This is a genomic window from Caballeronia choica (assembly GCF_001544535.1).
GTDB lineage: Bacteria > Pseudomonadota > Gammaproteobacteria > Burkholderiales > Burkholderiaceae > Caballeronia > Caballeronia choica.
Map to the genome: position 1 here is coordinate 22,179 of NZ_FCON02000048.1, position 25,834 is coordinate 48,012.

Annotated in this window: 19 protein-coding genes; 8 read left to right on the top strand and 11 right to left on the bottom strand. The window is 64.6% G+C overall.

Annotated elements, in window-relative coordinates; genetic code table 11:
* The first annotated feature begins 228 nt into the window (after positions 1-228).
* Genes AWB68_RS21050 through AWB68_RS21060 form a run of 3 tightly spaced genes read left to right on the top strand, consistent with a single transcriptional unit; the run spans position 229 to position 4,267 of the window.
* Positions 229-2,310 (top strand): sigma-54-dependent Fis family transcriptional regulator, encoded by a 2,082-nt coding sequence (locus AWB68_RS21050; RefSeq protein WP_087646280.1) that lies wholly within the window; start codon positions 229-231, stop codon positions 2,308-2,310.
* Complete coding sequence (locus AWB68_RS21055; protein ID WP_087646281.1) at positions 2,307-2,906, top strand: flavoprotein; 600 nt, start codon at positions 2,307-2,309, stop codon at positions 2,904-2,906. The genes AWB68_RS21050 and AWB68_RS21055 overlap by 4 nt, the downstream gene beginning before the upstream one ends.
* Complete coding sequence (locus AWB68_RS21060) at positions 2,885-4,267, top strand: DUF6513 domain-containing protein (RefSeq protein ID WP_087646282.1); 1,383 nt, start codon at positions 2,885-2,887, stop codon at positions 4,265-4,267. The genes AWB68_RS21055 and AWB68_RS21060 overlap by 22 nt, the downstream gene beginning before the upstream one ends.
* Positions 4,268-4,447: 180 nt before the next feature.
* Here AWB68_RS21060 and AWB68_RS21065 read toward each other — a convergent pair whose 3' ends face one another.
* The 8 genes from AWB68_RS21065 to AWB68_RS21100 form a co-directional block, all read right to left on the bottom strand.
* Complete coding sequence (locus AWB68_RS21065; protein WP_087646283.1) at positions 4,448-8,644, bottom strand: YadA-like family protein; 4,197 nt, start codon at positions 8,642-8,644, stop codon at positions 4,448-4,450.
* 422 nt (positions 8,645-9,066) lie between these two features.
* Positions 9,067-10,104 carry a class II fructose-bisphosphate aldolase gene (gene fba, locus AWB68_RS21070; protein WP_087646284.1) on the bottom strand — a complete coding sequence of 346 codons (1,038 nt, stop codon included), beginning with the start codon at positions 10,102-10,104 and terminating at the stop codon, positions 9,067-9,069.
* Entirely contained in the window at positions 10,104-12,167 is a 2,064-nt protein-coding gene (gene tkt, locus AWB68_RS21075; protein WP_087646285.1) for a transketolase, read from the bottom strand. Before tkt ends, fba begins: the two co-directional genes overlap by 1 nt.
* A 34-nt stretch (positions 12,168-12,201) precedes the next feature.
* Entirely contained in the window at positions 12,202-13,074 is an 873-nt protein-coding gene (locus AWB68_RS21080) for a phosphoribulokinase (RefSeq protein ID WP_087646286.1), read from the bottom strand.
* A 12-nt stretch (positions 13,075-13,086) separates the two neighbouring features.
* Positions 13,087-14,169 (bottom strand): class 1 fructose-bisphosphatase, encoded by a 1,083-nt coding sequence (locus AWB68_RS21085; protein ID WP_087646287.1) that lies wholly within the window; start codon positions 14,167-14,169, stop codon positions 13,087-13,089.
* 30 nt (positions 14,170-14,199) lie between these two features.
* Positions 14,200-15,138, bottom strand: coding sequence for a CbbX protein (cbbX, locus tag AWB68_RS21090; RefSeq protein WP_374729591.1), 939 nt, complete (start codon positions 15,136-15,138; stop codon positions 14,200-14,202).
* Positions 15,139-15,165: 27 nt separating this feature from the next.
* Positions 15,166-15,591, bottom strand: coding sequence for a ribulose bisphosphate carboxylase small subunit (locus AWB68_RS21095; RefSeq protein ID WP_087646289.1), 426 nt, complete (start codon positions 15,589-15,591; stop codon positions 15,166-15,168).
* Positions 15,592-16,378: 787 nt separating this feature from the next.
* The gene (locus AWB68_RS21100; RefSeq protein ID WP_087646290.1) at positions 16,379-17,869 is read right to left on the bottom strand and encodes a ribulose-bisphosphate carboxylase large subunit; all 1,491 of its coding nucleotides are present in this window, start codon (positions 17,867-17,869) and stop codon (positions 16,379-16,381) included.
* Positions 17,870-18,229: 360 nt separating this feature from the next.
* Here AWB68_RS21100 and pqqA point away from each other — a divergent pair, with 360 nt between their 5' ends.
* The 3 genes from pqqA to AWB68_RS21115 all read left to right on the top strand — a co-directional run bounded on the left by pqqA (position 18,230) and on the right by AWB68_RS21115 (position 19,694).
* Complete coding sequence (pqqA, locus tag AWB68_RS21105; RefSeq protein ID WP_008354335.1) at positions 18,230-18,304, top strand: pyrroloquinoline quinone precursor peptide PqqA; 75 nt, start codon at positions 18,230-18,232, stop codon at positions 18,302-18,304.
* A 100-nt stretch (positions 18,305-18,404) separates the two neighbouring features.
* The gene (locus AWB68_RS21110; protein ID WP_087646291.1) at positions 18,405-18,977 is read left to right on the top strand and encodes a DUF447 domain-containing protein; all 573 of its coding nucleotides are present in this window, start codon (positions 18,405-18,407) and stop codon (positions 18,975-18,977) included.
* 12 nt (positions 18,978-18,989) lie between these two features.
* Positions 18,990-19,694 carry a (5-formylfuran-3-yl)methyl phosphate synthase gene (locus AWB68_RS21115; RefSeq protein WP_087646292.1) on the top strand — a complete coding sequence of 235 codons (705 nt, stop codon included), beginning with the start codon at positions 18,990-18,992 and terminating at the stop codon, positions 19,692-19,694.
* Between the two features lie 16 nt (positions 19,695-19,710).
* Here AWB68_RS21115 and AWB68_RS21120 read toward each other — a convergent pair whose 3' ends face one another.
* From AWB68_RS21120 to AWB68_RS21130, 3 genes are read right to left on the bottom strand one after another with little or no spacing between them, the layout of a single operon-like run.
* Positions 19,711-20,301: an amino acid kinase family protein gene (locus tag AWB68_RS21120; protein ID WP_087646293.1), complete on the bottom strand. Its 591-nt coding sequence runs from the start codon at positions 20,299-20,301 to the stop codon at positions 19,711-19,713.
* A gap of 50 nt (positions 20,302-20,351) precedes the next feature.
* Positions 20,352-21,497, bottom strand: coding sequence for a hydantoinase/oxoprolinase family protein (locus AWB68_RS21125; RefSeq protein ID WP_087646294.1), 1,146 nt, complete (start codon positions 21,495-21,497; stop codon positions 20,352-20,354).
* Positions 21,494-22,534 (bottom strand): ATP-grasp domain-containing protein, encoded by a 1,041-nt coding sequence (locus AWB68_RS21130; RefSeq protein ID WP_087646295.1) that lies wholly within the window; start codon positions 22,532-22,534, stop codon positions 21,494-21,496. Before AWB68_RS21130 ends, AWB68_RS21125 begins: the two co-directional genes overlap by 4 nt.
* Positions 22,535-22,805: 271 nt before the next feature.
* On the opposite strand from AWB68_RS21130, the gene AWB68_RS21135 reads away from it, so the two are divergent.
* Both AWB68_RS21135 and AWB68_RS21140 read left to right on the top strand, forming a co-directional pair.
* Positions 22,806-24,152 carry a molybdopterin-binding domain-containing protein gene (locus AWB68_RS21135; protein WP_374729592.1) on the top strand — a complete coding sequence of 449 codons (1,347 nt, stop codon included), beginning with the start codon at positions 22,806-22,808 and terminating at the stop codon, positions 24,150-24,152.
* Positions 24,149-25,831 (top strand): formylmethanofuran dehydrogenase subunit A, encoded by a 1,683-nt coding sequence (locus AWB68_RS21140; RefSeq protein ID WP_087646297.1) that lies wholly within the window; start codon positions 24,149-24,151, stop codon positions 25,829-25,831. Before AWB68_RS21135 ends, AWB68_RS21140 begins: the two co-directional genes overlap by 4 nt.
* The last annotated feature ends 3 nt before the right edge of the window (positions 25,832-25,834 follow it).

Sequence of the window (25,834 nt, forward strand, 5' to 3'; positions counted from 1 at the left end):
CGGCGACCATTCTGTCTGCGACTACTTATTGAACACGGGCGTCATCAGAGGTAGAGTTTTGCCGTAGTTCCGCGGTTTGCGGCTTTGCTGACGACAAGAGAGCCCGCACCGCGTGGTGCGCATGCGTGAAAAGGCAACGCAGCGCAAGGGCAATCACAACAGACTCGGCGCTGACGCGCGGCCCGCAACTCCGCGGCCGCGAATCAGACGCCAGGGAGACAAGCCCCCATGTCGTCGCTCGCTGACATAAATACTCATGTCCGAGAAGTCCTGAATATCGTCAACAACCCGCTCGCGGCGCGCGCCGCGAACGACTCGGTTGCCCAGTCGTGGATTCGCTGCCTGAACGAGTTCAGGCTCGATCCCGCGCGCTTCGTGATGCCGCCCGTCCTGACCCAGCAGGAACTCGCCGACCGCCGCGAGGCCGCTGGCGACCTGATCGCGTGCTCGAAGCTCGAGATGACCACGCTCTATCAGCAGCTTGCGGACCCGGAACTCGCGGTCGTGCTCGTCGACGCGGACGGCGTGATCGTGCATCAGGTGTCGTCGGTGCCGTTCGGCGAAGCGGTCGCCGCGGACGGACTGCGCGTCGGCGCGCTCTGGAGCGAACGCGAAGCCGGTACGAACGGCATGGGCACATGCCTGATCGAGCGCGACTGCATCGCCGTGTGCCAGCACGAGCACTTCTATCCGCGCTACACCTCGCTGACCTGCTCGGCGGCGCCGATTTTCGACGATCGCGGCACGATCGTCGGCGTGCTCGACGTGACGAGCCGCTCGAAGCTCCTGCAGCAGCATTCGCTCGTGCTCGTCGGCATGTCGCGGCAGATGATCGAGAACCGCTTGATCGATGCGCGCTATCGTCACGCGAACATGATCCACTTTCATAGCCGGCCGGAATTCGTCGGCACGCTGCACGCGGGCAAGCTTGCGGTCAGCGACGACGGCGTCGTGCTCGCCGCGAGCCGCAGCGCGCTGTTCCAGCTCGACTTCCGGTCGCCTACGGAGTTGTGCGGCAAGCGCATCGAGGAAGCGTTCAACGCATCGCTCGAAGACATGATCGCGCGCAGCATCCGCGGGTCGTTCCATCCGGTGACCGTGTACAGCGCGAAGGCCAACAGCCGATTCTTCCTGACCGCGCAGACCCCGCGCGACGCCCGCACCGGCGTGACGCGCATCCTGCTCAACGATCCGGTTTCCCGCGAGGTATCGGGTGCGGCACGCGCCAAGGCATCGAAGAAGGACGCTCGCGAGCCGACCGGTCATCTCGACAAGCTCTCGCATCTCGAATTCGGTGATCCGCGCATGGCGTCGCAGATTCAGCTTGCGGCGCGCGTGATCCAGCGCAAGATTCCGATCATCCTGAGAGGCCAGACCGGCACCGGCAAGGAAGTGTTCGCCAACGCGCTGCACAGCATCAGCCCGAATTGCGACGGCACGTTCGTCGCGGTGAATTGCGCGTCGCTGCCGGAGAACCTGATCGAAAGCGAACTGTTTGGTTATCGCGCGGGCGCGTTCACTGGCGCCCAGCGCGAAGGACGGCGCGGCAAGATCGTGCAGTCGAATGGCGGCACGCTCTTTCTCGACGAAATCGGCGACATGCCGATGGCGCTGCAAGCGCGCCTGTTGCGCGTGATCGAGGAACACGAGGTCACGCCGCTCGGCGCGGAAACCACGGTGAAGGTCGACTTCCAGTTGATCAGTGCGAGCCACCGGAATCTCAGCGAACTCGTGCAGACCGGCGCGTTTCGCGAGGACCTGTATTACCGGCTGAACGGCATCGAGATCAACCTGCCGCCGCTGCGCGAACGCGCCGATGCGCTCGCGCTCATCAATCACATCCTCGAAAGCGAAGCTGAAGACCCGCCGCCGCTCAGCGCGGAAGCGCGGCACGCGTTGTTGAGCTACGCGTGGCCGGGCAATATCCGGCAGTTGCGTCACGTCCTGCAGATGGCGATCGCCCTCTGCGACGGTCCCGAGATCAAATGCTCGCACCTGCCGGCGGAAGTCGTGAACGGCGGCGGCACGCCGGCAACCGCGCGCCTCGCCTCGCCGAGCGCAGCGCCGGCGCCGGCAACGGCATCGGCGGCACCGGAGCCGCATCTGACCGACGACGCCGACACCTCCGCGCTCAACGCGATCCAGGTGCGCGAGCGCGAGACCGTGCTGTCGCTGCTCGACGAACATCGCTGGAACGTCAGCAACGTGGCGAAGGTGCTCGGCATCAGCCGCAACACGCTGTACCGCAAGATGCACAGACTGCATATCCGGCTGTCGCACGACGGACCTTCGTCGACCCACGACGCATGACCGAGCACACGCCCGCCCGCCGGCTTGACGAGTTCAAGCCCGACGCTCGATTCGCGTGGTGCGTGACCGGCTCCGGTCACATGATCGAGGAATCCATCGATCTCGCGCTGCTTTTGCCCGGCGTCGACCTGTTCCTGTCGTCGGCGGGCGAGGAAGTGCTGCCGCTCTACGGCTGGCCCGTGCCCAAGCTGCGCGAGCACTTTCGCGTGTTCCGCGACAACAGCGCGAGCAGCGTGCCCGTCGGCATGCTGTATCAGGGCGACTATCACACGGTCGTGATCGCGCCCGCGACGAGCAACACCGTCGCCAAATGCGCGCTCGGCATCTCCGATACCCTGCCGACCAACCTCTTCGCGCAAGCAGGCAAGCAATGCGTGCCAGGCATTGTTTTCGCATGCGACACGGCACCGAGCGTCATCACGCAGAGTCCGCACGAGTGGGTCGAAGTGCGGCCGCGCGCGATCGAATTCGAGAACGTCGAGCGGCTCGCGCGCATCGAGCACACGACGGTCGCGCGTTCGCTCGACGATCTGAAGGCGGCGCTCGACCAACGGCTGTCCAAACTCGGGCTCGCATGGAACACATCGTCTTCCTGACCGGCAGGCTGGCCGAGAAGAGTCTTCATCAGGTGCTCGAAGGCATGAACCCCGCGCCCTTCACGTGGGAAGTGCGCGAGATCGGCTTGCAGGTCGCCGGGCTGATGACGGCCGAGATGATCCGGCGCCGCGTTTCGCCTCCTGTCGAAGCGAGCCGCATCATCGTGCCCGGTCGCTGTCGCGGCGATCTCGATGCATTGAGCGAGCACTTTGGCTTGCGCGTCGAACGCGGACCCGAGGAAGTCAAGGACTTGCCGCAATTCTTCGGACGCGAAGCGCGGCAGTTCGATCTGTCGCGCTACGAGACCGAGATTTTCGCGGAGATCGTCGATGCACCGCGGCTCGATCTCGATGGCATCGCGGCGCGCGCGCGTGACTATGCGAAGCAAGGCGCGGATGTGATCGACATCGGCTGCCTGCCGGAGACGCCGTTTCCGCATCTCGAGGATGCGGTGCGATTGCTGAAGCAACAGGGCTATCGCGTGAGCGTCGATTCGATGCTCACCGACGAACTCGTGCGCGGCGGCCGCGCGGGCGCGGATTATCTGATGAGCCTGAACGTCGATACGCTGTGGGTGCTCGACGAAGTGGCATCGACGCCGATACTTGTCGCACGCGAGCCGGGCGATATGGCTTCGCTCGATTTGGCAATCGATGTGTTGAGGGAGCGCGGCCGTTCATTTCTCGCCGACCCGATCCTCGATCCGATTCCGTTCGGGCTCGCGGCGTCGATCGCGCGTTATGTGGCGTTGCGTGAGCGTTATCCCGATGTCGCGATCATGATGGGCATCGGCAATGTGACCGAACTGACCGAAGCCGATACGAGCGGCATCAATGCCGTGCTGCTCGGGATGGCGGCGGAATTGCGCGTGGCCGCCGTCCTGACGACATCGGTCAGCCTGCATGCGCGACGCGCCGTTCGCGAAGCGGACGTCGCGCGACGCGTGATGCACGCGGCGCGTGAGGCGCAAGTATTGCCGAAGGGGATTTCGGGCGACCTGTCGGCGCTGCATGCGAAGCGGCCGTTTCCCTATAACGCGGCGGAAATCGACGAGTTTGCCCAAGCCGTGCGCGATCCGAACTTTCGCGTGCAGGTGGCGGCGGATGGCATTCACGTTTATAACCGCGACGGCCATCAGACGGCCGGCGATCCATTCGCTTTATATCCGGCGCTCAAGGTCGAAAGCGATGGCGGGCACGCGTTTTACATGGGCGTGCAACTGGCTCGCGCGGAAATCGCGTGGCAGTTGGGCAAGCGCTTCGATCAGGATCAGCCGCTCGACTGGGGCTGCGAAGTGGATCGCATCGAAGAGGATTTGATGGCGTGGCACGCGCCGGGGGCGACGAAGAAGAAGGGGTGAGCTGGATGTATCCCGGCTCGCAACAGGCTACTCGGACCCCCAAACGGTGGACGTCCGTCACGGCAGATGCAAAAAGCCCCTTGCAAACTTACGTCTGCAAGGGGCGATCAAGCGGTGCCGTCAAAACATCCCTGCGCGGCACCCGTCAGCGTCTAGATCCAAAGACGCATCATGCTGCGATTACCAATGGACGCCGGCGCCTGCGGTCACGCCGTAGTCGCCGTGGCCGTTGGTCGAACCGGTCACTTTGACCGCGAAACGGCCGCTTTCCGAGATCGCCGAAACACCCATCGCGACGGCGGACTCTCCGTGATACGTACTGCCCGCGACCGCCATCATGCCCCGGCCCGGCAGCGTCGCCTGCGGCAAGCCAGCGATAGCCATCGCCGCCGCCGTGCCGGCGTAGGCGTCACGCTTCGCCTGATTGAAACGGGCATCCGCATGGGCGTTTGCCGCCGCGACACCGCCCGCGACCGCGCCCTGCATCTGCGAGAGATTGACCGCATCGTTCGCTTGCGTTCCGGCCGCGACGTTGGTGATCTGTCGCTCGCCACCCACCGAACCGACCGACACCGAATTCTCGCGATCCGTCGTCGAATTCGCACCGATTGCGACCGCGTTGTCATGACTCGCCGTTGCGCCGGTACCGATGGCCGTGCTGTTGTTCGCGATGGCCGTCGCGTTCGCACCGAGTGCGGCGCTGTTGCTGCCCGAAGCGGACGTGTTCGCACCCACTGCCACTGCATGCGTACCCGATGCCTGCGCGACATCGCCGGCCGCGGTGCCGCCCACCGCGACGATGCTCGCGACCTGCGCGGCGTTCGCGGCGCTGTTCACCACTGCGTTTTGCAGATCGAACAGTTGCGATCCGTTGACGGCTTCCGTGCTGTCGGCCGAAACCGTGCCGTTGGCAACGTTAGCGATCGTCACCGGCGCGTGCGCCTGACCCGCTCCGCCCAGCGTGACCCTGGCCTGCGAAGCGTCGTCGTACTTGAGCGCGTTCTTGTCGGCCTGAGCGACCGCGGCGCTGACGCCGTCGACCTTCGCATCGACGCTCTTCAGTTGCGCGACGTTGACCGCGTCCTGATCTGCGGAGCCGGCGGCCACGCCGGTGATCTGGCGATTGCCAACGTTCACTTCGCCCGCCGACGACTGGGGCATCGCGAGACCGAAGGCCGCGTAGTTTGCCTGTGCGCCGACCGTCGTTGCCGAGCCTGCGCCAAGTGCCACGCTGTTCGCGAAGCTTGCCTGCGCGTTGCGGCCGAGTGCCAGAGCGTCGTTCGCGGAAGCAGTGGCTGCGTAGCCGACGGCCGTCGATCCGACGCCCTGAGCGTGGGCATCGTCGGAGGCGAGGCCGGCATCGTTGCTCCGCGCATACTTCACGCCGCTGCCGTTCTCTTCAATGTAGCCGTCGCTCGTGTTGCCAGAGAGTGCGAACAACTGCGCACCATTGACGGCGTCGGAGCTGTCGGCGGTCAAGCTACCCGCCTTGACGTTCGTGATGAGCGTGCCGTCCGTGCCCTTCAGCGTGATAGCGCCCTTGTTCGATCCGGTGTCGTAGGTGAGCGCGTCGAGCGCGTTGCCATGCGAATCGACGAGACCGGACGACTTCAACTGCGCCAGATTCACCGCGTCGGTGTCGTCGGTGGCCGCCGCCACGTTCTTGAGCTGCGTGCCGCCGACGCCAGCGAAGGTCACCGCCGATTTGTTTGCACTTGCGTCGTACGTGACACCCGACACCGCATTGCCGCTCGCGTCCACGAGGCCCGTCGCCTTCAACTGGCTCACGTTGACCGCGTCCGTATCGGCGACGCCCGCCTTTACGTTCGAGATCGTCGTGCCGGTTGCGCCGGCCAGAGTGAGTGTGTCCTTTGACGCGGTGTTGTACTTCACCGCTGTGCCGTCGAGGACGTTCAACTGCGCTTGTGCGCTCGCCAGGTTCGTCGCGTTGGCCGTGACGCTTGTGTTCAGGCTGCCGATGTTAGTAGCGTTCTGCGTCACGCGCGTGTCGAGGCCTGCGATTGCCGTCGTGTTCGACGATAAGTTTGTATTCGTCGTGTTCAACTGGTCGCCGGTTACTGCATCCGTGCTGCCCGCTGCGAGCGAACCCGCCTTCAGGTTGGTGATCGTCGTGCCGTTCGTGCCCGCCAGCGTGATCGTGTCTTTCGCCGCCGAGTCATAAGCGACGACTGCCGCCGCGTTGCCGCTCGCATCCACTACACCCGCTGCTTTCAACTGACCCACGTTCGCCGCGTCGGTATCTGCTACGCCTGCCTTCACGTTCGTGATCGTCGTGCCGTTCGTGCCCGCCAGCGCGATCGTGTCTTTCGACGTGTTGTCGTACTTCACTGCCGCACCGTCGAGGACGTTCAACTGCGCTTGTGCGCTCACCAGGTTCGTCGTGTTGGCCTTGACGCTCGTGTTCAGGCTGCCGATGTCGGTAGCGTTCTGCGTCACGCGCGTGTCGAGGCCTGCGATTGCCGTCGTGTTCGACGATACGTTTGTGTTCGTCGTGTTCAACTGGTCGCCGGTTACTGCATCGGTGCTGCCCGCTGCGAGCGAACCTGCTTTCAGGTTGGTGATCGTCGTGCCGTTCGTGCCCGCCAAGGTGATCGTGTCCTTCGATGCGCTGTCGTACTTCAAAGCTGCGGCGTCGAGCGCGTTCAACTGCGACTGCGCACTTGCGATGTCGGTCGTATTCGTCGTTACACGCGTGTCCAGGCCCGCGATCGCCGTCGTGTTCGACGTCACGTTCGTGTTTGTCGTGTTCAACTGGTCGCCTGTCACGGCATCGGTGCTGCCCGCTGCGAGCGAACCTGCTTTCAGGTTCGTGAGCGTCGTGCCGGACGTGCCTGCCAACGTGATCGTGTCCTTCGCGCTCGTGTCGTAGGTCACACCCGATAGCATATTGCCGCTCCCATCCACCAGGCCAGCCGCCTTCAACTGTCCGACATTGGCTGCGTCAGTGTCGGCTGCGCCCGCTTTCACGTTCGAGATGATCGTGCCGCCGCTGCCTGCCAGCGTGATCGTGTCTTTCGACGCACTGTCGTATTTCACGGCCGCCGCGTCGAGTGCGTTCAACTGCGACTGAGCACTTGCGATCGCCGTCGTGTTCGACGCCACGTTCGTGTTAGTCGTGTTCAACTGGCCACCCGTCACCGCATCCATGCTGCCTGCGGTGATCGAGCCCGCCTTCAGGTTGGTGATCGTCGTGCCCGACGTGCCGCCGAGCGTTATCTTGCCCTTGGTCGTGTCGTCATAGGCGACGAAGCTGTTGGTCGCGACGCCGCTCGTGTCGGTGGTGAGGCCCGCGTCCTTCAATTGCTGCACGTTGACCGCGTCGGTATTCTGCGTGCCCTTCGCGACGTTGACTACCTGCCGCTCGCCGCCCGCCTTGCCGACCGACACAGTATTCGTGCGATCCGCCACGGAGCCAGCACCCAGCGCAACCGTGTTATCGGCGGTTGCGCTGGCTTGCCCGAGCGCGACCGCGGAATTGCCTGCCGCCGATGCCTTATACCCGAGCGCGACGCTTCCCCAACCCGACGCCTGCGCGGCATTCACCGCGCTATCCGTAGCACCGCCTATCGCCACGGCGGCAGCGCCGGTCGATGCTACATTGACGCCGAGCGCCAAACTGGAATCCTGCGTCGAAAGTGCATTCCTTCCGATGGCGATCGTGCTGTTGCCTGAGGCTGTCGACTTGACTCCGAGGGCTACGCCGTAATTGCTCAATGAGTTTGCTGCGCTACCAACGGCAATTCCTGATCCGAAGGTGGTCGCGTCATCGGTCCCATTGTTCGCGCCGCCAGCCTTGAAATACCGCGTCGCATTGGTCAATTGCTGAACGTTCACCGCATCCGTGGCAGCCGTGCCCGCCGCGACACCAACGATCTTGTTCGCGGCGCCCGTCGTTCCCGGTCCGCTGAAAAGGCTCAGTTGACCATGGATATACGCAGCGGGGCTGCCCGCCGCCACGCCCGTGCCGAACACTTCGAGGCCGCCGTTGATAAACGCCCCGTTTGCGTTGGACGCGAAGTTCAACCCGCTTCCCAGTCCCGCCGCACTCGCTGTGCCCGAGCCGATTGTCGTCGCGCACGCGGCCGTTCCCGTCACCGCGGACGTCGTGCCGTCGCCGTTGATCGCCGTACACGCATTGCTCGTGCCGTCATTGAACACCGCCTGCTCTGCCGCCGACACCCTGAGCGGCGTCGCCATCGTCGCGACACCGGTCATGCTCGCGACAAGCATCGTCGCCGACGCGACCGTCGATGCGGCCTTTCCGCCTGCCGATTTCGTCTTGCTCTTCGCCAGCTCAGAAGCGACCGCCCACGTGCGGGTGGCCTGGTTCCAAACAGTCTTGTATGTCTTGTTCATGGTGCATGCTCTCGGCGTTGACGAGTGGCTAACGCGGCAACAATCGGGCAGACGTCTTGATGACGGGCCTCGAAACCGGAAGCGGAATTCGTCGGATTGGAAAATGCTTCGAACAGGCGGAATGTCGAAATTGTCTGGAGGGCAGACAGTTCTGATGCCGGCTTAATCGAAGATGTCCGATTTAATCTGATTCAATTAGGCAGACACATAAGACATATCTTGAAATCAGACTAAAACAGGAGAATTCCTATGCGCCGATGACTTCGTTTCGGATTGGCGAATTCTTGATTTCCGCGGATGCGTGCGGGGCACGGCTGCGCACACGCGCACGCGGATGCGATGACACAAAAAAATCCGCCGAAAGCTGATCGCTTCCGGCGGACTTGCTTGCCCTGCATTTACCTGGCGGACGGGCAGGCGGCTCAGTGATACCTCCGCGCCATCGCCTCCATCGGCATCGGCTTGATGCGCTCCGCCTGTCCCGCGCAGCCGAACGCCTCGAAGCGCTCCACGCACAACGCTCGCGCCGCCGCCGTCGCCGCCTTGAGCGCATGCCTTGGATCGAACTCCGAGCGTGCCGACGCCAGCGCACGCCGGATCGCACCGGTCATCGCGAGGCGAATGTCGGTGTCGATGTTCACCTTGCGCACGCCGTTGGCGATGCCACGTCGAATCTCCTCGACCGGTACGCCATACGTCTCCGGCAACTCGCCGCCGAATTCGCGGATCGTCGCGAGCCATTCCTGCGGCACCGACGAAGAGCCATGCATCACGAGATGCGTGTTGGGTATGCGCTCGTGAATCGCGACGATCCGATCGATCGCGAGGATGTCGCCGGTCGGCTGGCGGCTGAACTTATACGCCCCGTGCGACGTGCCGATCGCGATGGCAAGCGCGTCGACGCCGGTTGCCTCGACGAACGCGCGCGCCTGCTCGGGATCGGTGAGCAACTCGTCGCGCGAGAGCTTGCCCTCGGCGCCCACGCCATCCTCCTTGCCCGCCGCGCCCGTCTCGAGCGAACCGAGACAGCCGAGTTCACCCTCCACCGACACGCCCACCGAATGCGCCGCCTCCACCACGCGCCGGCTCACCTCGACGTTGTAGTCGTAAGCGGCGGGGGTCTTCTGATCGGGCATCAGCGAACCATCCATCATCACCGACGTGAAGCCCGAGCGAATCGCCTGCTGACAGACCGACGGACTCGCGCCGTGATCCTGATGCAGCACGACGGGCAGATCAGGATGCGCTTCGAGCGCGGCCAGCACGAGATGACGCAGGTACGCCTCGCCCGCGTACTTGCGCGCGCCCGCCGACGCCTGCAGGATCACCGGGCTCTTCGTGGCTTCGGCAGCCTCCATGATCGCCTGGACCTGCTCCATGTTGTTGACGTTGAACGCGGGCACGCCGTAGCCGTGTTCCGCCGCGTGGTCCAGCAGTTGACGCAATGCGATGAACGCCATCACAGGCTCCCCGATGTCGAGACGACGCGCCGCGCTTCATCCACGACGGCGCCAACGGTCAGATTGAAATGCTCGAACAGCGCGGACGCCGGTGCCGATTCGCCGAAGCTGTCGATGCCGACCACACCGCCTTCGAGTCCCACGTATTGCCGCCAGAACGCGGTGACGCCCGCTTCCACCGCGACGCGCGGCACGCCGGGCGGAAGCACCCTGTCACGCCATGCGTGCGACTGCCGGTCGAAGACCGTGGTCGAGGGCATCGATACGACGCGCGCCAGGATGCCTTCGTCCCGCAACGCTTCAATTGCGCCGAGTGCGAGCATCACTTCGGAACCCGTCGCGATCAGCACGACGCATCTGTCATGCGGCCCCGACGCATCCGGCCAGTCGCGCAGTACGTAGCCACCGCGTTCGATCGCCTCGATCTGCCGGTCGCTGCGTGTGACGAACGGCAGGTTCTGGCGGCTCAGCAACAGGCACGAAGGACGATCCCGATCGACGGCGGATACCCATGCCTGCGCCGTCTCGACCGTATCGCACGGACGCCAGACGTCGAGCCCCGGAATCAAGCGCAGCGTTGCCGCATGTTCGACCGACTGATGCGTCGGACCGTCTTCGCCGAGGCCGATCGAATCGTGAGTGAAGACGAACACCGTGCGCGTCTTCATCAGCGCGGCCATGCGCAATGCGTTGCGCGAGTAGTCGGAGAAGGTGAGGAACGTGCCGCCGAACGGCAGATGTCCACGATGCAACGCGATGCCGTTCAGCACCGCGCTCATGCCGAACTCGCGCACGCCGAAATGAATATAGTTGCCTTGCAAACTATCTTCGTCACGCTGCACGGTGACCGCGTCTTTCCAGCGCGTGAGGTTCGAGCCCGTCAGGTCCGCCGATCCGCCGAGCAACTCCGGCAACGCGCGTGCAAGTCCTTCGATCGCGATTTGCGACGCCTTGCGCGTCGCGATCGATTGCGCGTCGCGGTTCGCGCCGGCTACCAGTGCGAGCGCCGCTTCGCGCCAGCGAGCAGGCAATGCGCCGCGTGCGCGCCGTTCGAACTCGGCAGCTTCTACGGGATAAGCCTCGCGATAGGCGGCAAAGCGTTGCGTCCAGGCGGCTTCGGCTGCCGCGCCTTCGTCGCGTGCATCCCAAAGATGCCGGATCGATGCGGGAATCTCGAATGGCGCATGCGGCCAGTCGAGTGCTTCCCTGGTGGCTTCGGCCTCTTTCGCACCGAGCGGCGCGCCGTGCACGTCGTGCGTGCCCGCCATCGAGGGCGCGCCCTTGCCGATCACGGTCTTGCAGCAGATGAGCGTCGGCCTCGGCGAGACGCGTGCTTGATGTAACGCGCGATCGATGGCATCGACATCGTGACCATCGACCTCGCGCAGCACGTTCCAGCCGTACGCCGCGAAGCGCGCCGGCGTATCGTCGGCGAACCATTGCGCGACGTGACCATCGATCGAGATGCCGTTATCGTCGTAGAGCACGGTCAGCTTCGCGAGACCAAGCGTCCCCGCAAGCGATGCGGCCTCGTGCGAAATCCCTTCCATCAGGCACCCATCGCCGACGAACGCATACGTCCGATGATCGACGACCTGATGTCCCGGCCGATTGAACTCGCGAGCGAGCAGCGCTTCGGCGAGCGCCATGCCGACCGCGTTCGCGAAACCTTGGCCGAGCGGCCCGGTCGTTGTCTCGACGCCAGGCGTCACGCCGACTTCGGGATGTCCGGGCGTCTTGCTGTGCAACTGGCGGAAGCGCCTGAGCTCATCGATCGGCAGGTCGTAGCCTGTCAGATTCAGCAAGCCATAAAGCAGCATCGACCCATGTCCGTTCGACAACACGAACCGGTCGCGATCCGGCCAGTCGGGATTGCGCGGATTGTGCTTCAGATGCCGGCCCCACAGCGCGACCGCGATCTCCGCCATGCCCATCGGCATGCCGGGGTGTCCCGAGTTCGCCTGCTGGACCGCATCGATGGCGAGCATGCGCAGCGCATTCGCCATCGATCGCGTATCCGCGTGAGTCTCTTGCCTCTCCATCGTTTCAGCAACGGCATTCATCGGATGCCTCCTTTTCCATGAGTCGAAAATCGGTTCATGCCCTGGCGCAGCGGTCGCGCAATTGCAAAATCATCGGCGTGAAGATGAGCTGCATCGCGAGTCCCATCTTGCCGCCCGGCACGACGATCACGTTCGGCCGCGACATGAACGAGTCGTGCAGCATGGTGAGGAGATACGGGAAGTCGATGCCCTTCGGCCTGGCGAACCGGATCACGACGAAGCTCTCGTCCGGCTGCGGAATCTCGCGGGCGGTGAACGGGTTCGATGTGTCCACGGTCGGCACGCGCTGGAAGTTCACATGCGTGCGCGAAAACTGCGGACAGATATAGTTCACGTAATCGGGCATGCGCCGCAGAATCGTATCGACGACTGCCTCGTGCGAGTAACCGCGCATCGTCTGGTCGCGATGCAGCTTTTGAATCCATTCGAGATTGATGATCGGTACCACCCCGACGAGCAGGTCGGCATGTCGCGCGATATCCACCTTTTCGGTGACGGCCGCGCCGTGCAGGCCTTCATAGAACATCAGGTCGGTGCCCTGCGCGATGTCGTCCCACGCCGTGAACGTGCCCGCGTCCTGCTTGAATTGCAGGGCTTCGGCATCGTCGTGGATATAACGGCGCAACTTGCCTGTGCCGCTTTGTGCGTAGCTCGCAAAAAGCTGTTCGAGTTCCTGGAGCAGATTCGCTTCCGGCCCGAAGTGGCTGAAATTGAGCACGCCGTCGCGCTCGCTTTGCTTCATCGCCTCGCGCATGCCGAGGCGATCGTAGCGATGAAACGCATCGCCTTCGACGATCTGCGCATTGATGCGCTCGCGCCTGAAGATATGCGTGAAGCTTTTCATGACCGTGGTCGTGCCGGCGCCGCTGGAGCCGGTCACCGCGATGATCGGATGCTTGACTGACATGCGCGTGTCTCCTTAAACCGGTGCTTCGGGCAGGAACAGCGAACGCTCGTTGAAAAGCGGCGACGTGAACGGCTTGTCCTCGCCGCGATCGTATTCGCCGTGATATCGCCCGATGCGCGCCACTTCGTTCCTCGATCCGAGAATCACCGGCACACGCTCATGCAGCGCGCGCGGCTTCACATCGAGAATGCGTTCGCGTCCGGTGATCGAAAGCCCTCCCGCCTGTTCGACGAGAAAGCTCATCGGGCTCGCTTCGTAGAGAAGCCTTAGACGTCCCTGCATCGCGGGCGTCTTGAAGTCGCGCGGATACATGAACACGCCGCCGCGCATCAGGATGCGATGTACTTCCGCCACCATCGACGCAATCCAGCGCATGTTGAAGTCGCGCTCGCGGCAACCGCTGCGGCCGTCCTTGCATTCCTGCACATAGCGGCGCACGGGCGGTTCCCAGAAGCGCTCGTTCGAGGCGTTGATCGCGAACTCGCAAGAGTCTTCGGGGATGCGGATATCGGAATGCGTAAGCACGAAGTTGCCGACGTCGCGTTCAAGCGTGAAGCCATGCGTGCCGTTGCCGACCGAAAGTACGAGCATCGTCGATGGCCCGTAGATCGCGTAGCCCGCCGCCACCTGTTCGTGACCGGGACGCAGGAATGCCGCGTCGCCGGACTTGCCGTTCGCGCGCAGCACGGAGAAGATCGAACCGACCACGCCATTGATATCGATGTTCGACGAGCCATCGAGCGGATCGAACGCGAGCAGATATTCGCCGCGCGGGTAGGCGTCGGGAATCGCATAGACGCCTTCCATTTCCTCCGACACCATTCCCGCGAGCAGGCCGTCCCACTCGCAGTGCTGCAGGAAGATGTCGTTGGTCGCGAGGTCGAGCTTCTTCTGCTCCTCGCCGTGCGTGTTGATCGTCTCAGCCGATCCATGATTGCCGCCGAGCGCGCCTTTCGTGAGCGTCGCGGAAATCGTCTTGATCGATGCGGCCACGTCGATCAGAAGCGCCGACAAGCCGCTCGCCGATTCTGGCCCGGGCTTGCGGTCGAGTGTGTCGATGAGGAACTTCGAAAGGGTCGTTCGTCCGTCCTGCATGGCACTCTCCTGAAGGGTCTATCGAAGGGTCTATCGAAGGGGATCGGGCGGCGGTGCATCGAAGACACGGCTCGCGCGGATATCGCTCGCGGCGATGAGCGTCAGCGCCGCGCTATCCGTTGGCTTGCCACCTTGCAGCGCGTCGGCGAAGAGGCGGTTCGCCTGCCGGAGCCGCGCGCGGTCGAGCGCATTGCGCACCGAGCGCGCATTCGCGAAGTTCGGCTGCGCGATGCGACGCGCGAGATAGTCTTCGAACGCGTGTCGCGAGTCCTCGTCGAGCCGGTAGTGCATCGTGGCGAGCATGCGTTCCGCGATTTGCAGCAACTCCAGCGCGTCGTAATCGGGGAACGTGATGTGATGCGCGATGCGTGAACGAAAGCCCGGATTGCTCTTGAAGAATGTCTCCATGCGCGATTCGTAGCCGGCGAGGATCACGACGAGATCACCGCGCTGGTTCTCCATCGTCTGCAAGAGAATCTCGATCGCTTCCTGTCCGTAGTCGCGTTCGTTCTCCGGGCGATAGAGGTAATACGCTTCGTCGATGAAGAGCACGCCGCCCATCGCGCGTTTCAGCACATCGCGGGTCTTTGGCGCGGTGTGGCCGATGTACTGACCGACGAGATCGTCGCGCGTCACCGACACCAGATGATTGCGCCGGATATAGCCGAGCCGGTGCAGCACTTCGGCCATGCGCAGCGCGACGGTCGTCTTGCCGGTGCCGGGGTTGCCTGAGAAGCACATGTGGAGTGTCGGCGCGCCGCTCGCGATGCCGAGCGTTTCGCGCGCGCGCTCCACGAGCAGTTGCGCCGCGATTTCGCGGATGCGCGTTTTCACCGGCACGAGGCCGACGAGATCGCGGTCGAGTTCCGCGAGGACATCGCCGATGCCCGAGTCGTGAAAGAGCGCGACGAGATCGACTTGCGGCGCCTCGGTGGCCTCGGTGGCCTCGGTTGTCTCGGGGGCTGGCATGTCGACGGTGGCTTCGGCGGACATGGTTCATCGCTCCACGTAGCGTTCGCCTGCGGGGCGGTCGCTTGCGTAGCTTTTCATCGCGTAGCGTTGCACGCGGCCGGGTCCGTCCTGGCGTTCGAGGCGGAAGCCGGGCTCCGCGTCGGGGCGGTTGACGATGAACGAGAGCCGCATCGTTTCGAAGGTGCGCACTGAATCGAAGGCGTTGACCTTGATGTAGTGCTGCGGATACGTCGTGCGGCAGGCGTTGATTTCGTGCAGCACTCCGGCGGCGTCGTGGAGGTCGAACATCGGCAGGCCCCACATTTCCCAGTACGTGTTGCGCGGATGCGGGTCATCGGTGAATTCGACGGAGCAGGCCCAGCCTTGGCTCAGGGCATAGTCGATTTGCCTGGAGATTTCTTCGTCGGTCAGTTCCGGGAGGAAGGAGAAAGTGCCTTGGGTTATCTTCATGGTTTTATCGGTCCGATAGGGGTTTGGTTGGTTTTACACCGTTTGATGCGCTTGGGCTTCTATGGAACTTGTTTTGCTTTTGGTCTATTTGCTCTGCCCCTGTCCGGGGCGGGACTCACTTTCTTTGCTGCTGCAAAGAAAGTAAGCAAAGAAAGCAGCTTCACACCGCCAATGCTTGCCATGCGCCTCCAGACCGCTCCCTCGGAGTGGTCCAACCGGGGGAGTGTCCTTAGCGGGGTTTCATCGTTGTTGGCATGTAGAAAAGGCGCGCGCGTCGCACCGCTATACGAAAGTGGACCAGCAGTCATACATCCGGCCTCGCGCTTCGCGCTCGCCCGTCAGGCAAAACCGAAACCCGAGCCCCATCGCTATATCACCGTCCTACGTTCGTGCTTGCTGCATGCTTCAATTCACCGCTCAACGACCTGTCGTCGGGCACGCAGTGCCAGGACGGATGAATGACTGCTGTTCCACTCCCTGTTGCGGTGCGACGTGCGCGCCTCTTCTACATGCCAACAACGGGGAAACCCCGCTAACGACACTCCCCCGGTTGAACCACTCCGTTTCAAGCGCGAGTGAACACCGGTTAGGGCTGGCGTTTGAAAGCTGCTTTCTTTGCTTACTTTCTTTGCAGCAGCAAAGAAAGTGAGTCCCGCCCCGGACAGGGGCAGAGCAAATAAACCACGAAGAAAACAAGTTCCATGGAAGCCTAAGCGCATCAAACGGTGTAAACATCAACCTCAACCTCAACCTCAACCCCAACCCCAACCCCAAGCGCCAGCGATCATCAAACCGCCGTAGCCGTAACAGCAAAATCCGGCGTATCCGTCGATGCATAATTGAACGTCACATCGCGCCACGTATCGAGCGCCTGCTTCAGCGGCGTGCACCACCGCGCAGCGGCCTCAAGCAACTCGGGTCCTTCGTTGGCAATGTCGCGCCCTTCGTTGCGCGCCTTGACGATCGCTTCGAGCGCAACCCGATTGGCCAGGGCGCCAGCCTGAATCCCCCCCGGATGACCAATGGTGCCGCCACCAAACTGCAAGATGCAGTCATCGCCGAAAAGCCCCACCAGCTGATGCATCTGCCCCGCATGAATCCCGCCCGACGCCACCGGCATCACCTTCCGCAAACCGGCCCACGGCTGGTCGAAAAAAATCCCGCGCGAAAGGTCGACGTCGTTGTGCGCGTCGCGGCACACGTTGTAATAGCCCTGCACCGAAAGCGGATCGCCTTCGAGCTTGCCAACCGCCGTGCCCGCATGCGCATGATCGACTCCCGCCATGCGCAGCCACTTTGCGATCACGCGAAACGAAATGCCATGATTGCGCTGCCGCGTATAAGTGCCGTGCCCCGCACGATGCAGATGCAGGATCATGTCGTTCCTGCGCGCCCATTTCGACATCGACTGGATCGCGGTCCACCCGATCACGAGATCGATCATCACGATGCACGACCCAAGTTCCTTGGCGAATTCGGCGCGCTCGTACATGTCCTCCATCGTGCCGGCGGTCACGTTCAGGTAGTGCCCCTTCACTTCGCCCGTCTCGGCCTGGGCGCGATTCACGGCTTCCATCGAAAACAGGAAGCGGTCGCGCCAGTGCATGAACGCCTGCGAGTTGATGTTCTCGTCGTCCTTCAGGAAATCGAGGCCGCCCTTCAGCCCTTCATACACGACCCGACCATAGTTCTTGCCCGAGAGCCCGAGCTTCGGCTTCACCGTCGCGCCGAGGAGCGGCCGTCCGTACTTGTCGAGCCGTTCGCGCTCGACCACGATCCCCGTCGGCGGTCCCTGGAACGTCTTCAAATAGGCAACCGGGATGCGCATGTCCTCCAGTCGCAGCGCCTTCAACGGCTTGAACCCGAACACGTTGCCGATGATCGATGCCGTCAGGTTCGCGACCGATCCTTCCTCGAACAAGTCGAGTTCATACGCGATGTACGCGAAGAACTGCGGCTCGCCGGCGGCGGCGGACGGTACCGGCTCCACGCGATACGCCTTCGCGCGATACATGTCGCAGGCGGTCAGGCGGTCGGTCCACACGACGGTCCAGGTTGCTGTCGACGATTCCCCCGCGACCGCCGCAGCCGCCTCCTCGGGCTCGACACCAGGCTGCGGCGTGATGCGAAAGAGCGCGATGATGTCGGTGTCCTTCGGCGTGTAGTCGGGTTGCCAGTAACCCATCTCGCGATACTTCATGACGCCCGCCGCATAACGCGAACGCGGATCGTGCGGATTGCGGACCGGCTCGACGGCGGCTTTGCTGAAGTCGTTCATTGCGTTTCCTCGAGAGTGATCGGCGGTTGCGGCAGGCTGCGTTGCCGGGGCTCGTTGCACGTCCGGCTCTTCGTGCTGTTCGCCTGCGCTGAGTCTGCAGAGTAGGCGCGGCCACTCTCGAAGTGAATTCACGAATTTCTTGTGCGTCCCTAAGTGATCCTTTTATCGCGGGTTATTGCCTATGATGCAGATGGAACACTTTGCTGCGTTTCCGCGACACCCAGCCGTGAAAGCGCGCGTCCGTTCCATTCGCCGCCTGCTTAAACCGCTATGGCATGGGGCTTGCATCGTGACGCGTGCCCGAGCGTTTCGAAGCTGAAGTGCGAGGGCACGGTTGAACCACCAACGAGGAGGACGTGTATGCAATGGACAACCCCGAGCTTCACCGATATGCGTTTTGGTTTTGAAATCACGATGTATATCGCCACCCGTTAATCCCGCGCTAGCCGCGATGAGCGGCTGCCGTGCGGGATCGTTGCATTGGTAGTACAACCTGCCGGCTCAGAGCCTGCCGCTACGACCAGCGTTCCCCGCCATGATTTTCGAAACGATCGTCACGACCGCGGCGCGCGATGGCCGGCCCCACATCGCACCGATGGGCGTGCGCTTCGAGGACGACCTCGCGATCCTCGCGCCCTTTCGCCCGTCGACGACGCTCGACAACATCCTCGCCACCCGCGGCGCCGTGATCAACTTCACGACCGACGTGCGCATCTTCGCGGGCTGCGTGACCGGCACGAAACGCGACTGGCCCACCGTGCCCACGAGCCGTATCGAAAGCGTGCGGCTCGACGGGTCGCTGGCGCACATGGAATTGCGCCTCGACGAAGTGCGCGACGATGAACAGCGCCCGGTGCTACGCATGAAATGCGTGCATCGCGAGACGCACGCACCGTTTCCGGGCTTCAATCGGGCGCAGTCCGCAGTGGTGGAAGGCGCGATCCTCGTGAGCCGGCTCTTCATGCTGCCGCCTGAAAAGGTGGACAACGAGATCGCCTATCTCCAGATCGCCATCGACAAGACCGCCGGTGATGCCGAGCGCACCGCGTGGAACTGGATCAAGGAAGCCATCGCGCGGCATCGCAGCGACCCTGTCAAACCGCAGTAACCGGAGACACCCATGACCGCCTTGCTCGCGAGCGTCCGCTCGTCCGCCGAAGCCCTCGACGCCGCGCATGCCGGCGCCGAACTGATCGACCTGAAGGAGCCGGGCGCGGGCGCGCTGGGCGGCGTGGCCGTCGATGAAATCGCGCGCATCGTGCGGGCGCTGCGTGCGCAATATCCGGTGAAGCCGATCAGCGCGACGATCGGCGACCTGCCGACCGACGCCTTCGACGAGATTGCCGCGCGCGTGATCGAAGTGAACGCGGCGGGCGTCGATTACGTGAAGGTCGGCGTGACGCCGGGGCCGGACGCTGCGCGCTGCCTCGCGTTGCTCGCGAGTTTGCCGGCGTCCGTGGTGCCGGTGCTGTTGTCGGATGACGGCGCGGATGCGGAACTCGCGGCGCTCGCGGGGACACTCGGCTTTGCCGGCATTGTCTTCGATACGGCCAGCAAAAATGGCCGCACGCTCTTCGATTGCGTCGACGCGGGGACGCTTGCGCGCTGTCTCGCGGCGGCGGGCGCGCGGGGCGCGATGACGTGCGTGGCGGGTTCGCTCGGCTGGGGGCAGTTAGAGCAAATCCGCGCGCTGGAGCCGGATATCGCGGGATTTCGCACGGCGCTTTGCGATGAAGCGGAAGGACGCGGCGGGCGGCTGGACCCCAAGCGTGTCGCACAGTGGGCGGATGCGCTGCACCATGCGCAAAACCGTCAAACGGCGTAAGCACCCGGCGCCAGCCCTAAACCACCGGCACGTTAAACAACCGATCCCGCACAAGCCCCACATCATCCTTATTAAACAACTCGACCACGTAGTTGGCATCCTTCACATAACCCGCGAAGCGCGCATCCACCACGCCATTCGCGGCAAGCGTTTCGAGCGAAGCGCAAGTATCGACGGCACACGACTTCACGACCATCAGCCGCTCGGCGTTGAGCGTCGTCGAGAGCATCGCGGCCAGGCTGTCCGACGTGGTGTCCCAATTGGTCGTGGAATCCGGCGTGACGCGCATCAAACCCGTCGGCACCCACACCGCGACGCGCCCGTCGCGCAGCGCTTTCCGGATGTTCTCCTCGCTCGATGCGAGGACGAGTTCGGGCAGCACGCCCTGCATCAGGATCGCGTACTGCGCCATCGCGAGCAGACACATGTTGTGCGCGGCGAGATCGTCGAAGCCCCATTCGAGCTGATACTGGCGAACCGTGTCCGCGAATTCGGCACCGCCCGGCACGATCACCACGCGCCCGCCGCCCACTTCCCAAAGCTGCGTGAGCCACTCTCGCAGCGCCGGGTCGTGACTGAGGCTTCCCCCGATTTTCACCACCCACATGACGTGTTTCCTCGCTTGGTCGTGAATGCTTCAATGCTGCCTTCGTCCGCTCATGCGGCCAGTGTCTGCCCTTCGCCACCCGCGCGCGGCAGCAGTTCGATCGAGGTCGCCGACGCCGCCAGCAACGCCACGGCCACGCTCGGCGCGCACGTCGCGATCCACTCAGCGACCTCGGCATCCCCTCGCGCGTCCGCCGCACCGGCACAGGCGCCGGCAAGCATCGCGAAGTCGACATAGCTGCGCGCTTCCTGCCTGGCAAGCGCCGCCGCCAAGAACCGCCCGCACCCCGCGCCGACGATCGGTGCAGCCGCAAGCGCCGGATGCGCCGCGCACACGCGCGCCAGGCTCGCCTCGATCGCCCGCAACTGCTCGCGCCGCCACTCGTCGGCGAAACGGCGCCATTCCGCATCGCTCGCCTCGGTGGCGTCGCGGCCGATCATGCGCGCCAGACGCGCACGGCTTGCCGGCTTCGTCTTCGGGCCGTTGTCGGCGCTCGGATGTTGGTCGTGCGGCGCCCAAAGCTCGTCCGTCAGACGATAGACGTCCGCGCTCGTCGCGAACCATTCGTTCATCACGCTCGTCGTCTCGCCGCGAAACGCGATGCGATGCGCGACGCCGCACAACGGCGTGCGCACCACGCCCTGATACACGAGTTCACCGCTCACGAGCCGGTCGGCGTCGTTCGATCCGCGCGCCGCGATCCGGCCTTCGACGATCGGAATGATGTCGGTGGTGGTGCTGCCGATGTCGACGAACAGCGCATTGGCGATGCGCGTCGCGACCCACTGCGCGCTCGCGTGCCAGTTCGCCGACGCTACCTTGCGCCAGCCGTCGGCGCAGGCGGAGCGGGCGAGCCAGCCCGCCGCGCCCGCATAGAACAGCGTGCGCGGCCCGAGTCGCTGCGCCAGCGCGCTCGCGAGCACGCGCACGCCTTCGGCACGATCGGCGAACAGGTCGACCATCTCGCCCGTCATCGTGACGGCATGGCGGGCGGCGCCGTCGCGCGCGGCGGGCCAGCGCTCGAACACGGCGTCGATCGCGCGCTCCAGATGCGTGAGCCCCTGCCACAGCGGACACGCCCATTGCGCGACATCGGCAAGCACGCCCGAGCGGCTCACCATCGACACTTTCACATGTGCGCCGCCGACGTCCCAGCCGAAGACCGGCGCTTCGGCCAACGCCTGAGCGGCGTTCACGACAACCCTCCGAACGCGCGAAAGCGCGGCCGGGTATCGACCTCGAAGCCCGCGACACCATGCACCGCCAGCAGGTCGCGTGCGAGATTGCGCCGAAGGCGCGCGGACTGCCCCGCGAACGCCACGGTCAGGCGCGGATTGACTTCGATCACGACGGGCCCGCGCTCGGGATGCCACACGAGATCGATGCCGACGAAGCCGCGCAAACCCGGCAACGCCGTAACGACGCGTTGCGCCAGCGCGTCGAGCATGCGTCCCTGCACGCCGCGCCGTTCGATGCGGTCGATGTCGACGCCGGTGAATTCCACGACGCGCTCGTTGTGTCCCTGAGCCGGCGCTTCGGGCAAGCCGATCCGCTGCCGGTTGATGCTGATGAGTTCGGCGCGGCGCTCGCCGCAGACGAGCGACAAGCTGAGCGGATCGCCATCGACCCATTGCTGCAGCACCGGATTGCGGCCCGCCGCCGCACGCGCTTCATATTCGGCGCATGCGTGGCCGAGGTCGTCGTAGACATAGGTGTCGAGGCCACCGGCGCCGTCGTCGGGCTTGACGACCCATTTGCCGCCCGCAAGCGCTGGCGCCGAGTCCGGTTCGAGCGCGGGCGTCGCGGCGATGCCATGCGCCACGAGACACGCGGCCGTCGCGCTCTTGCTCGACGTGACGCGGATCGATTCCTTCGAGCAGCCGAGCCAGCGCGCGGCGCCGACGGCATCGTGAAGACGCAGCAGCAAGCCGTCGCATTCTGGCGCGATGATCCACGCATGGTCGTGCTCACGCGCGACGCGCGCGACGAAGCGCGTCATCGGCTCGTTCGGCTCCGCCATGTAATGCGCTTCCGACGCATCGACCGCCTCGAAGCGCGAACTGGCGAACGAGACTTCCACGCCATCTATCTCACGCAGGTCCGCGATGAGCGCATCGCGCATCACGCGCCCCTCGACGACCAGCGCGCTCAGGTCCGCGAGACTCGCCGCGCCCGCCAGTTCCGGGTCGATACCGCCGCCAGTGAGATATTCGAATACGAAGATTTTGGTCAAAGCAAAGTCACTCGTCACAGGTGGTGCGGGTTTATCGGTAACCAACCGCTCACACAATATCCGTGCCATGTGGTGCGGCGCGTCATAAGTGTCATGCGTTCGCAAGGCGGTGTTGCAGCGCGTGTCCCTCGGGTGACACTGTGTTTCAGAAGGACGCACATACTGTGTTGCGCGCACGGGCCATTCGCGTCGATCTGGCGCGAACGCGGTGAAGTGCGCCCGTGGGGCAACCAGCATGGAGACCGGCATGGACCTTGCTCAAAGGGGCGCCATGCACGATCCGTCCTCCCTTCCGTCGAGTATCGGCCACTCGGGCGCCGCTGTCGCGCCCGCGCCTCCGCTTTCACCGTTACCCGCACGGTCCGTTTCGATCACGCGCGACTGGACCTGCCCGTTCTGCCCGCTGCTATGCGACGACATCTCGATAGACTTGCGCGGCGACCACAGCCTCGCCGCACTGAACACAGACTGCCCGCGTCTCGCGCGCTCGATTGCGCTCTACGGCAGCGCGGACGCAGCGTGCAAGCCGGCGATCGACGGCGCAACCACCGATCACGCGTCGGCGCTCGCGCGAGCCGGGGAGATCCTGTCCCGCGCCCGGCGGCCGCTCTTCGGCGGCCTCGCGACCGACGTAGCCGGCGCCCGCGCCCTGTATGAACTCGCGGCGCGCTGCGGCGCGGTCCTCGATCACCTGCACGGCGATACGCTCGCGGCAGCGACGCTCGCGCTGCAGGATCGCGGGTCGTTCTTCACGACGCTCTCCGAGGTGCGCTCGCGTGCCGATCTTGTGATCGTGTTCGGCTGCGCGCCGTCGCAGCGCTATCCGCGCTTTTACGAGCGCGCGCTGGGCGGCATCGACCGGGCGGTTGCACTGAGCTTCGTCGCGTGTCCGGTCGATCCGGCTGCGAACGCGTTGCCGAACGCGAGCGTCGATTCGATCCTCGCCGACGCCGATCCCTTCGATGTCCTCGCGCTCTGGTCCGCGCATCTCGAAGGACGCGCCATCGATGAGCGCGCGTTGTCCGCACTCGCCGACCGTGTCGCGGCCGCGCGCTACACAGTGTTCGTCTACGAGCCGGCCGCGCTGCCGCAGCCACACGCGGCGCTGCTGATCGAAGCGCTGAACCGCATCGTCAAGGCCGTGAATCGCACGACGCGGGCGGGCGGTCTCGCATTGTCCGGCGACGACGGCGCGCTCACCGTCAATCAGGCCGTGACGTGGCTGTCCGGCTTTCCGTTGCGCACGCATGTGTCGATGACGGCGCCGCTCGATCACGATCCGTACCGCTATCGAACGGAGACGCTGCTCGCCGATGGCGAAGCGGACGCGCTCCTGTGGGTCGCGAGCTTCGGGCCGGAACCGCTGCCGTCCACGCTCGCCGACGACGTTCCCGTCATCGTGCTCGGTCATCCTGCATTGGCCGGCACGATAGGCAAACCAGGCAAGCGCAACGCGCCGACCGTGTTCATCCCGGTGGCGACGCCCGGCATCGACAGCGGCGGGCATCTGTTCCGCATCGATGCGACCGTCGTCGCGCCGCTTCAGGCCGCGCGTAAGACCCCGCTGCCGACCGTCGCCGAGATCGCCGCCGCACTCGCCAAAGGGAGCCAGCCATGAGCCTCGCGCGGCTCAAGGGCGGCGTGGTCTACGATCCCGCCAACGGCGTGAACGGCGAGCGCCGCGACATCTACTTCCGCGACGGGCGCATCGTCGATAACGCAGAGAACGCGCCCGTCGACGACGATTACGACGCGTCGGGAATGGTCGTGATGGCGGGCGGCATCGACCTGCATTCGCACATCGGCGGCGGCAAGACGAATCTGTCGCGGCTTCTCCTGCCGGAAGACCACCGCGCCAACGCCGATGCCGCAGCCGGCTCCGACGGCAACTATTTGCGCCTGCCGTCCTGCGGCGTCTGCACGCCCGGCACGCTCGCCACCGGCTACCGCTACGCGGAGATGGGATACACGGCGGCCTTCGAGCCGGCGATGATGCCGTCGAACGCGCGCCACACGCACCTGGAAATGGGCGACACGCCGATCATCGATCACGGCGCCTACGTGATGATGGGCAACGACGAACTCCTGCTGCAGATGCTCGCCGCCCGCGACGACTTCGAGCGCCTGCGCGACTACATCGGCTGGACGATCCACGCGAGCAAGGCGCTCGGCGTGAAGGTGGTGAACCCCGGCGGCATCTCGGCGTTCAAGTTCAACCAGCGCTCGCTCGATGTCGACGAAGCGCACGTCCACTACGGCATTACGCCGCGCGACGTGCTGCGCACGCTGTCGCGCGCGCTGACCGAACTGCGCGTGCCGCATCCGCTGCACGTTCACGCGAGCAACCTTGGCGTACCGGGCAACATCGCGTCGACGATCGCCACGATGGACGCCGCCGACGGCCTGCCGATCCACCTCACGCATATCCAGTTCCACAGCTACGGCACGGAAGGTCCGCGCAAGTTTTCGTCGGGGGCGCGCGCGATCGCGGAAGCGGTGAATGCGCGGCCGAACGTATCGATCGATGTCGGCCAGATCATTTTCGGGCAGACCGTGACCGCTTCCGGCGACACGATGATGCAGTTCAAGAACGCGCCGCTCGGCAATCCGCGCAAGTGGATCGTCGGCGATATCGAATGCGACGCGGGCTGCGGCATCGTGCCGTTCCGCTATCGCGAGCAAAGCTACGTGAACGCGCTGCAATGGATCATCGGACTGGAGATTTTCCTGCTGGTCGACGATCCGTGGCGCGTCTCGATGACGACCGATCACCCGAACGGCGGCCCGTTCACGAGCTATCCGCACCTGATTCGCCTGCTGATGGACAAGACCTTCCGCGACGAGCAGCTCGCGAAGCTGCAACCCGAAGCGCAGGTCGCGAGCGCGCTTCCGCAACTCACCCGCGAGTTCTCGCTATATGACATCGCGATCATCACGCGCGCCGGTCCCGCGCGATTGCTCGGGTTGAGCGATCGCGGCCAGCTTGGCGCGGGCGCGGCGGCGGATATTGCCGTCTATCGCGACGAGCCGGATCGCGAGCGCATGTTCACGTCGCCGGCGTTCGTGTTCAAGGACGGGCAACTGGTCGCGCGCGACGGCACGCTCGTCGCCACGCCGACGGGCGGCATCCATTTCGTCGCGCCCGAATTCGATCGCGGCATCGAAAAGACGCTGCGCGCGTATAGCGACGCGAATCTCACCGGCAACTTCACGCACGCCGCCATCAGCGACGACGAAATCTGCGCGTGCTGCCGCGGCGGCCGGCTGCTGCCGGTCGCCTGCTTCAACGACGCCTGAGCG

What these genes read in the sequence shown, in the direction of transcription:
- AWB68_RS21050 (WP_087646280.1), top strand. Translation starts at nt 229, where the DNA reads ATGTCGTCGCTCGCTGACATAAATACTCATGTCCGAGAAGTCCTGAAT.
- AWB68_RS21055 (WP_087646281.1), top strand. Translation starts at nt 2,307, where the DNA reads ATGACCGAGCACACGCCCGCCCGCCGGCTTGACGAGTTCAAGCCCGAC.
- AWB68_RS21060 (WP_087646282.1), top strand. Translation starts at nt 2,885, where the DNA reads ATGGAACACATCGTCTTCCTGACCGGCAGGCTGGCCGAGAAGAGTCTT.
- AWB68_RS21065 (WP_087646283.1), bottom strand. Translation starts at nt 8,644, where the DNA reads ATGAACAAGACATACAAGACTGTTTGGAACCAGGCCACCCGCACGTGG.
- fba (WP_087646284.1), bottom strand. Translation starts at nt 10,104, where the DNA reads ATGGCGTTCATCGCATTGCGTCAACTGCTGGACCACGCGGCGGAACAC.
- tkt (WP_087646285.1), bottom strand. Translation starts at nt 12,167, where the DNA reads ATGAATGCCGTTGCTGAAACGATGGAGAGGCAAGAGACTCACGCGGAT.
- AWB68_RS21080 (WP_087646286.1), bottom strand. Translation starts at nt 13,074, where the DNA reads ATGTCAGTCAAGCATCCGATCATCGCGGTGACCGGCTCCAGCGGCGCC.
- AWB68_RS21085 (WP_087646287.1), bottom strand. Translation starts at nt 14,169, where the DNA reads ATGCAGGACGGACGAACGACCCTTTCGAAGTTCCTCATCGACACACTC.
- cbbX (WP_374729591.1), bottom strand. Translation starts at nt 15,138, where the DNA reads ATGCCAGCCCCCGAGACAACCGAGGCCACCGAGGCCACCGAGGCGCCG.
- AWB68_RS21095 (WP_087646289.1), bottom strand. Translation starts at nt 15,591, where the DNA reads ATGAAGATAACCCAAGGCACTTTCTCCTTCCTCCCGGAACTGACCGAC.
- AWB68_RS21100 (WP_087646290.1), bottom strand. Translation starts at nt 17,869, where the DNA reads ATGAACGACTTCAGCAAAGCCGCCGTCGAGCCGGTCCGCAATCCGCAC.
- AWB68_RS21110 (WP_087646291.1), top strand. Translation starts at nt 18,405, where the DNA reads ATGATTTTCGAAACGATCGTCACGACCGCGGCGCGCGATGGCCGGCCC.
- AWB68_RS21115 (WP_087646292.1), top strand. Translation starts at nt 18,990, where the DNA reads ATGACCGCCTTGCTCGCGAGCGTCCGCTCGTCCGCCGAAGCCCTCGAC.
- AWB68_RS21120 (WP_087646293.1), bottom strand. Translation starts at nt 20,301, where the DNA reads ATGTGGGTGGTGAAAATCGGGGGAAGCCTCAGTCACGACCCGGCGCTG.
- AWB68_RS21135 (WP_374729592.1), top strand. Translation starts at nt 22,806, where the DNA reads ATGCACGATCCGTCCTCCCTTCCGTCGAGTATCGGCCACTCGGGCGCC.
- AWB68_RS21140 (WP_087646297.1), top strand. Translation starts at nt 24,149, where the DNA reads ATGAGCCTCGCGCGGCTCAAGGGCGGCGTGGTCTACGATCCCGCCAAC.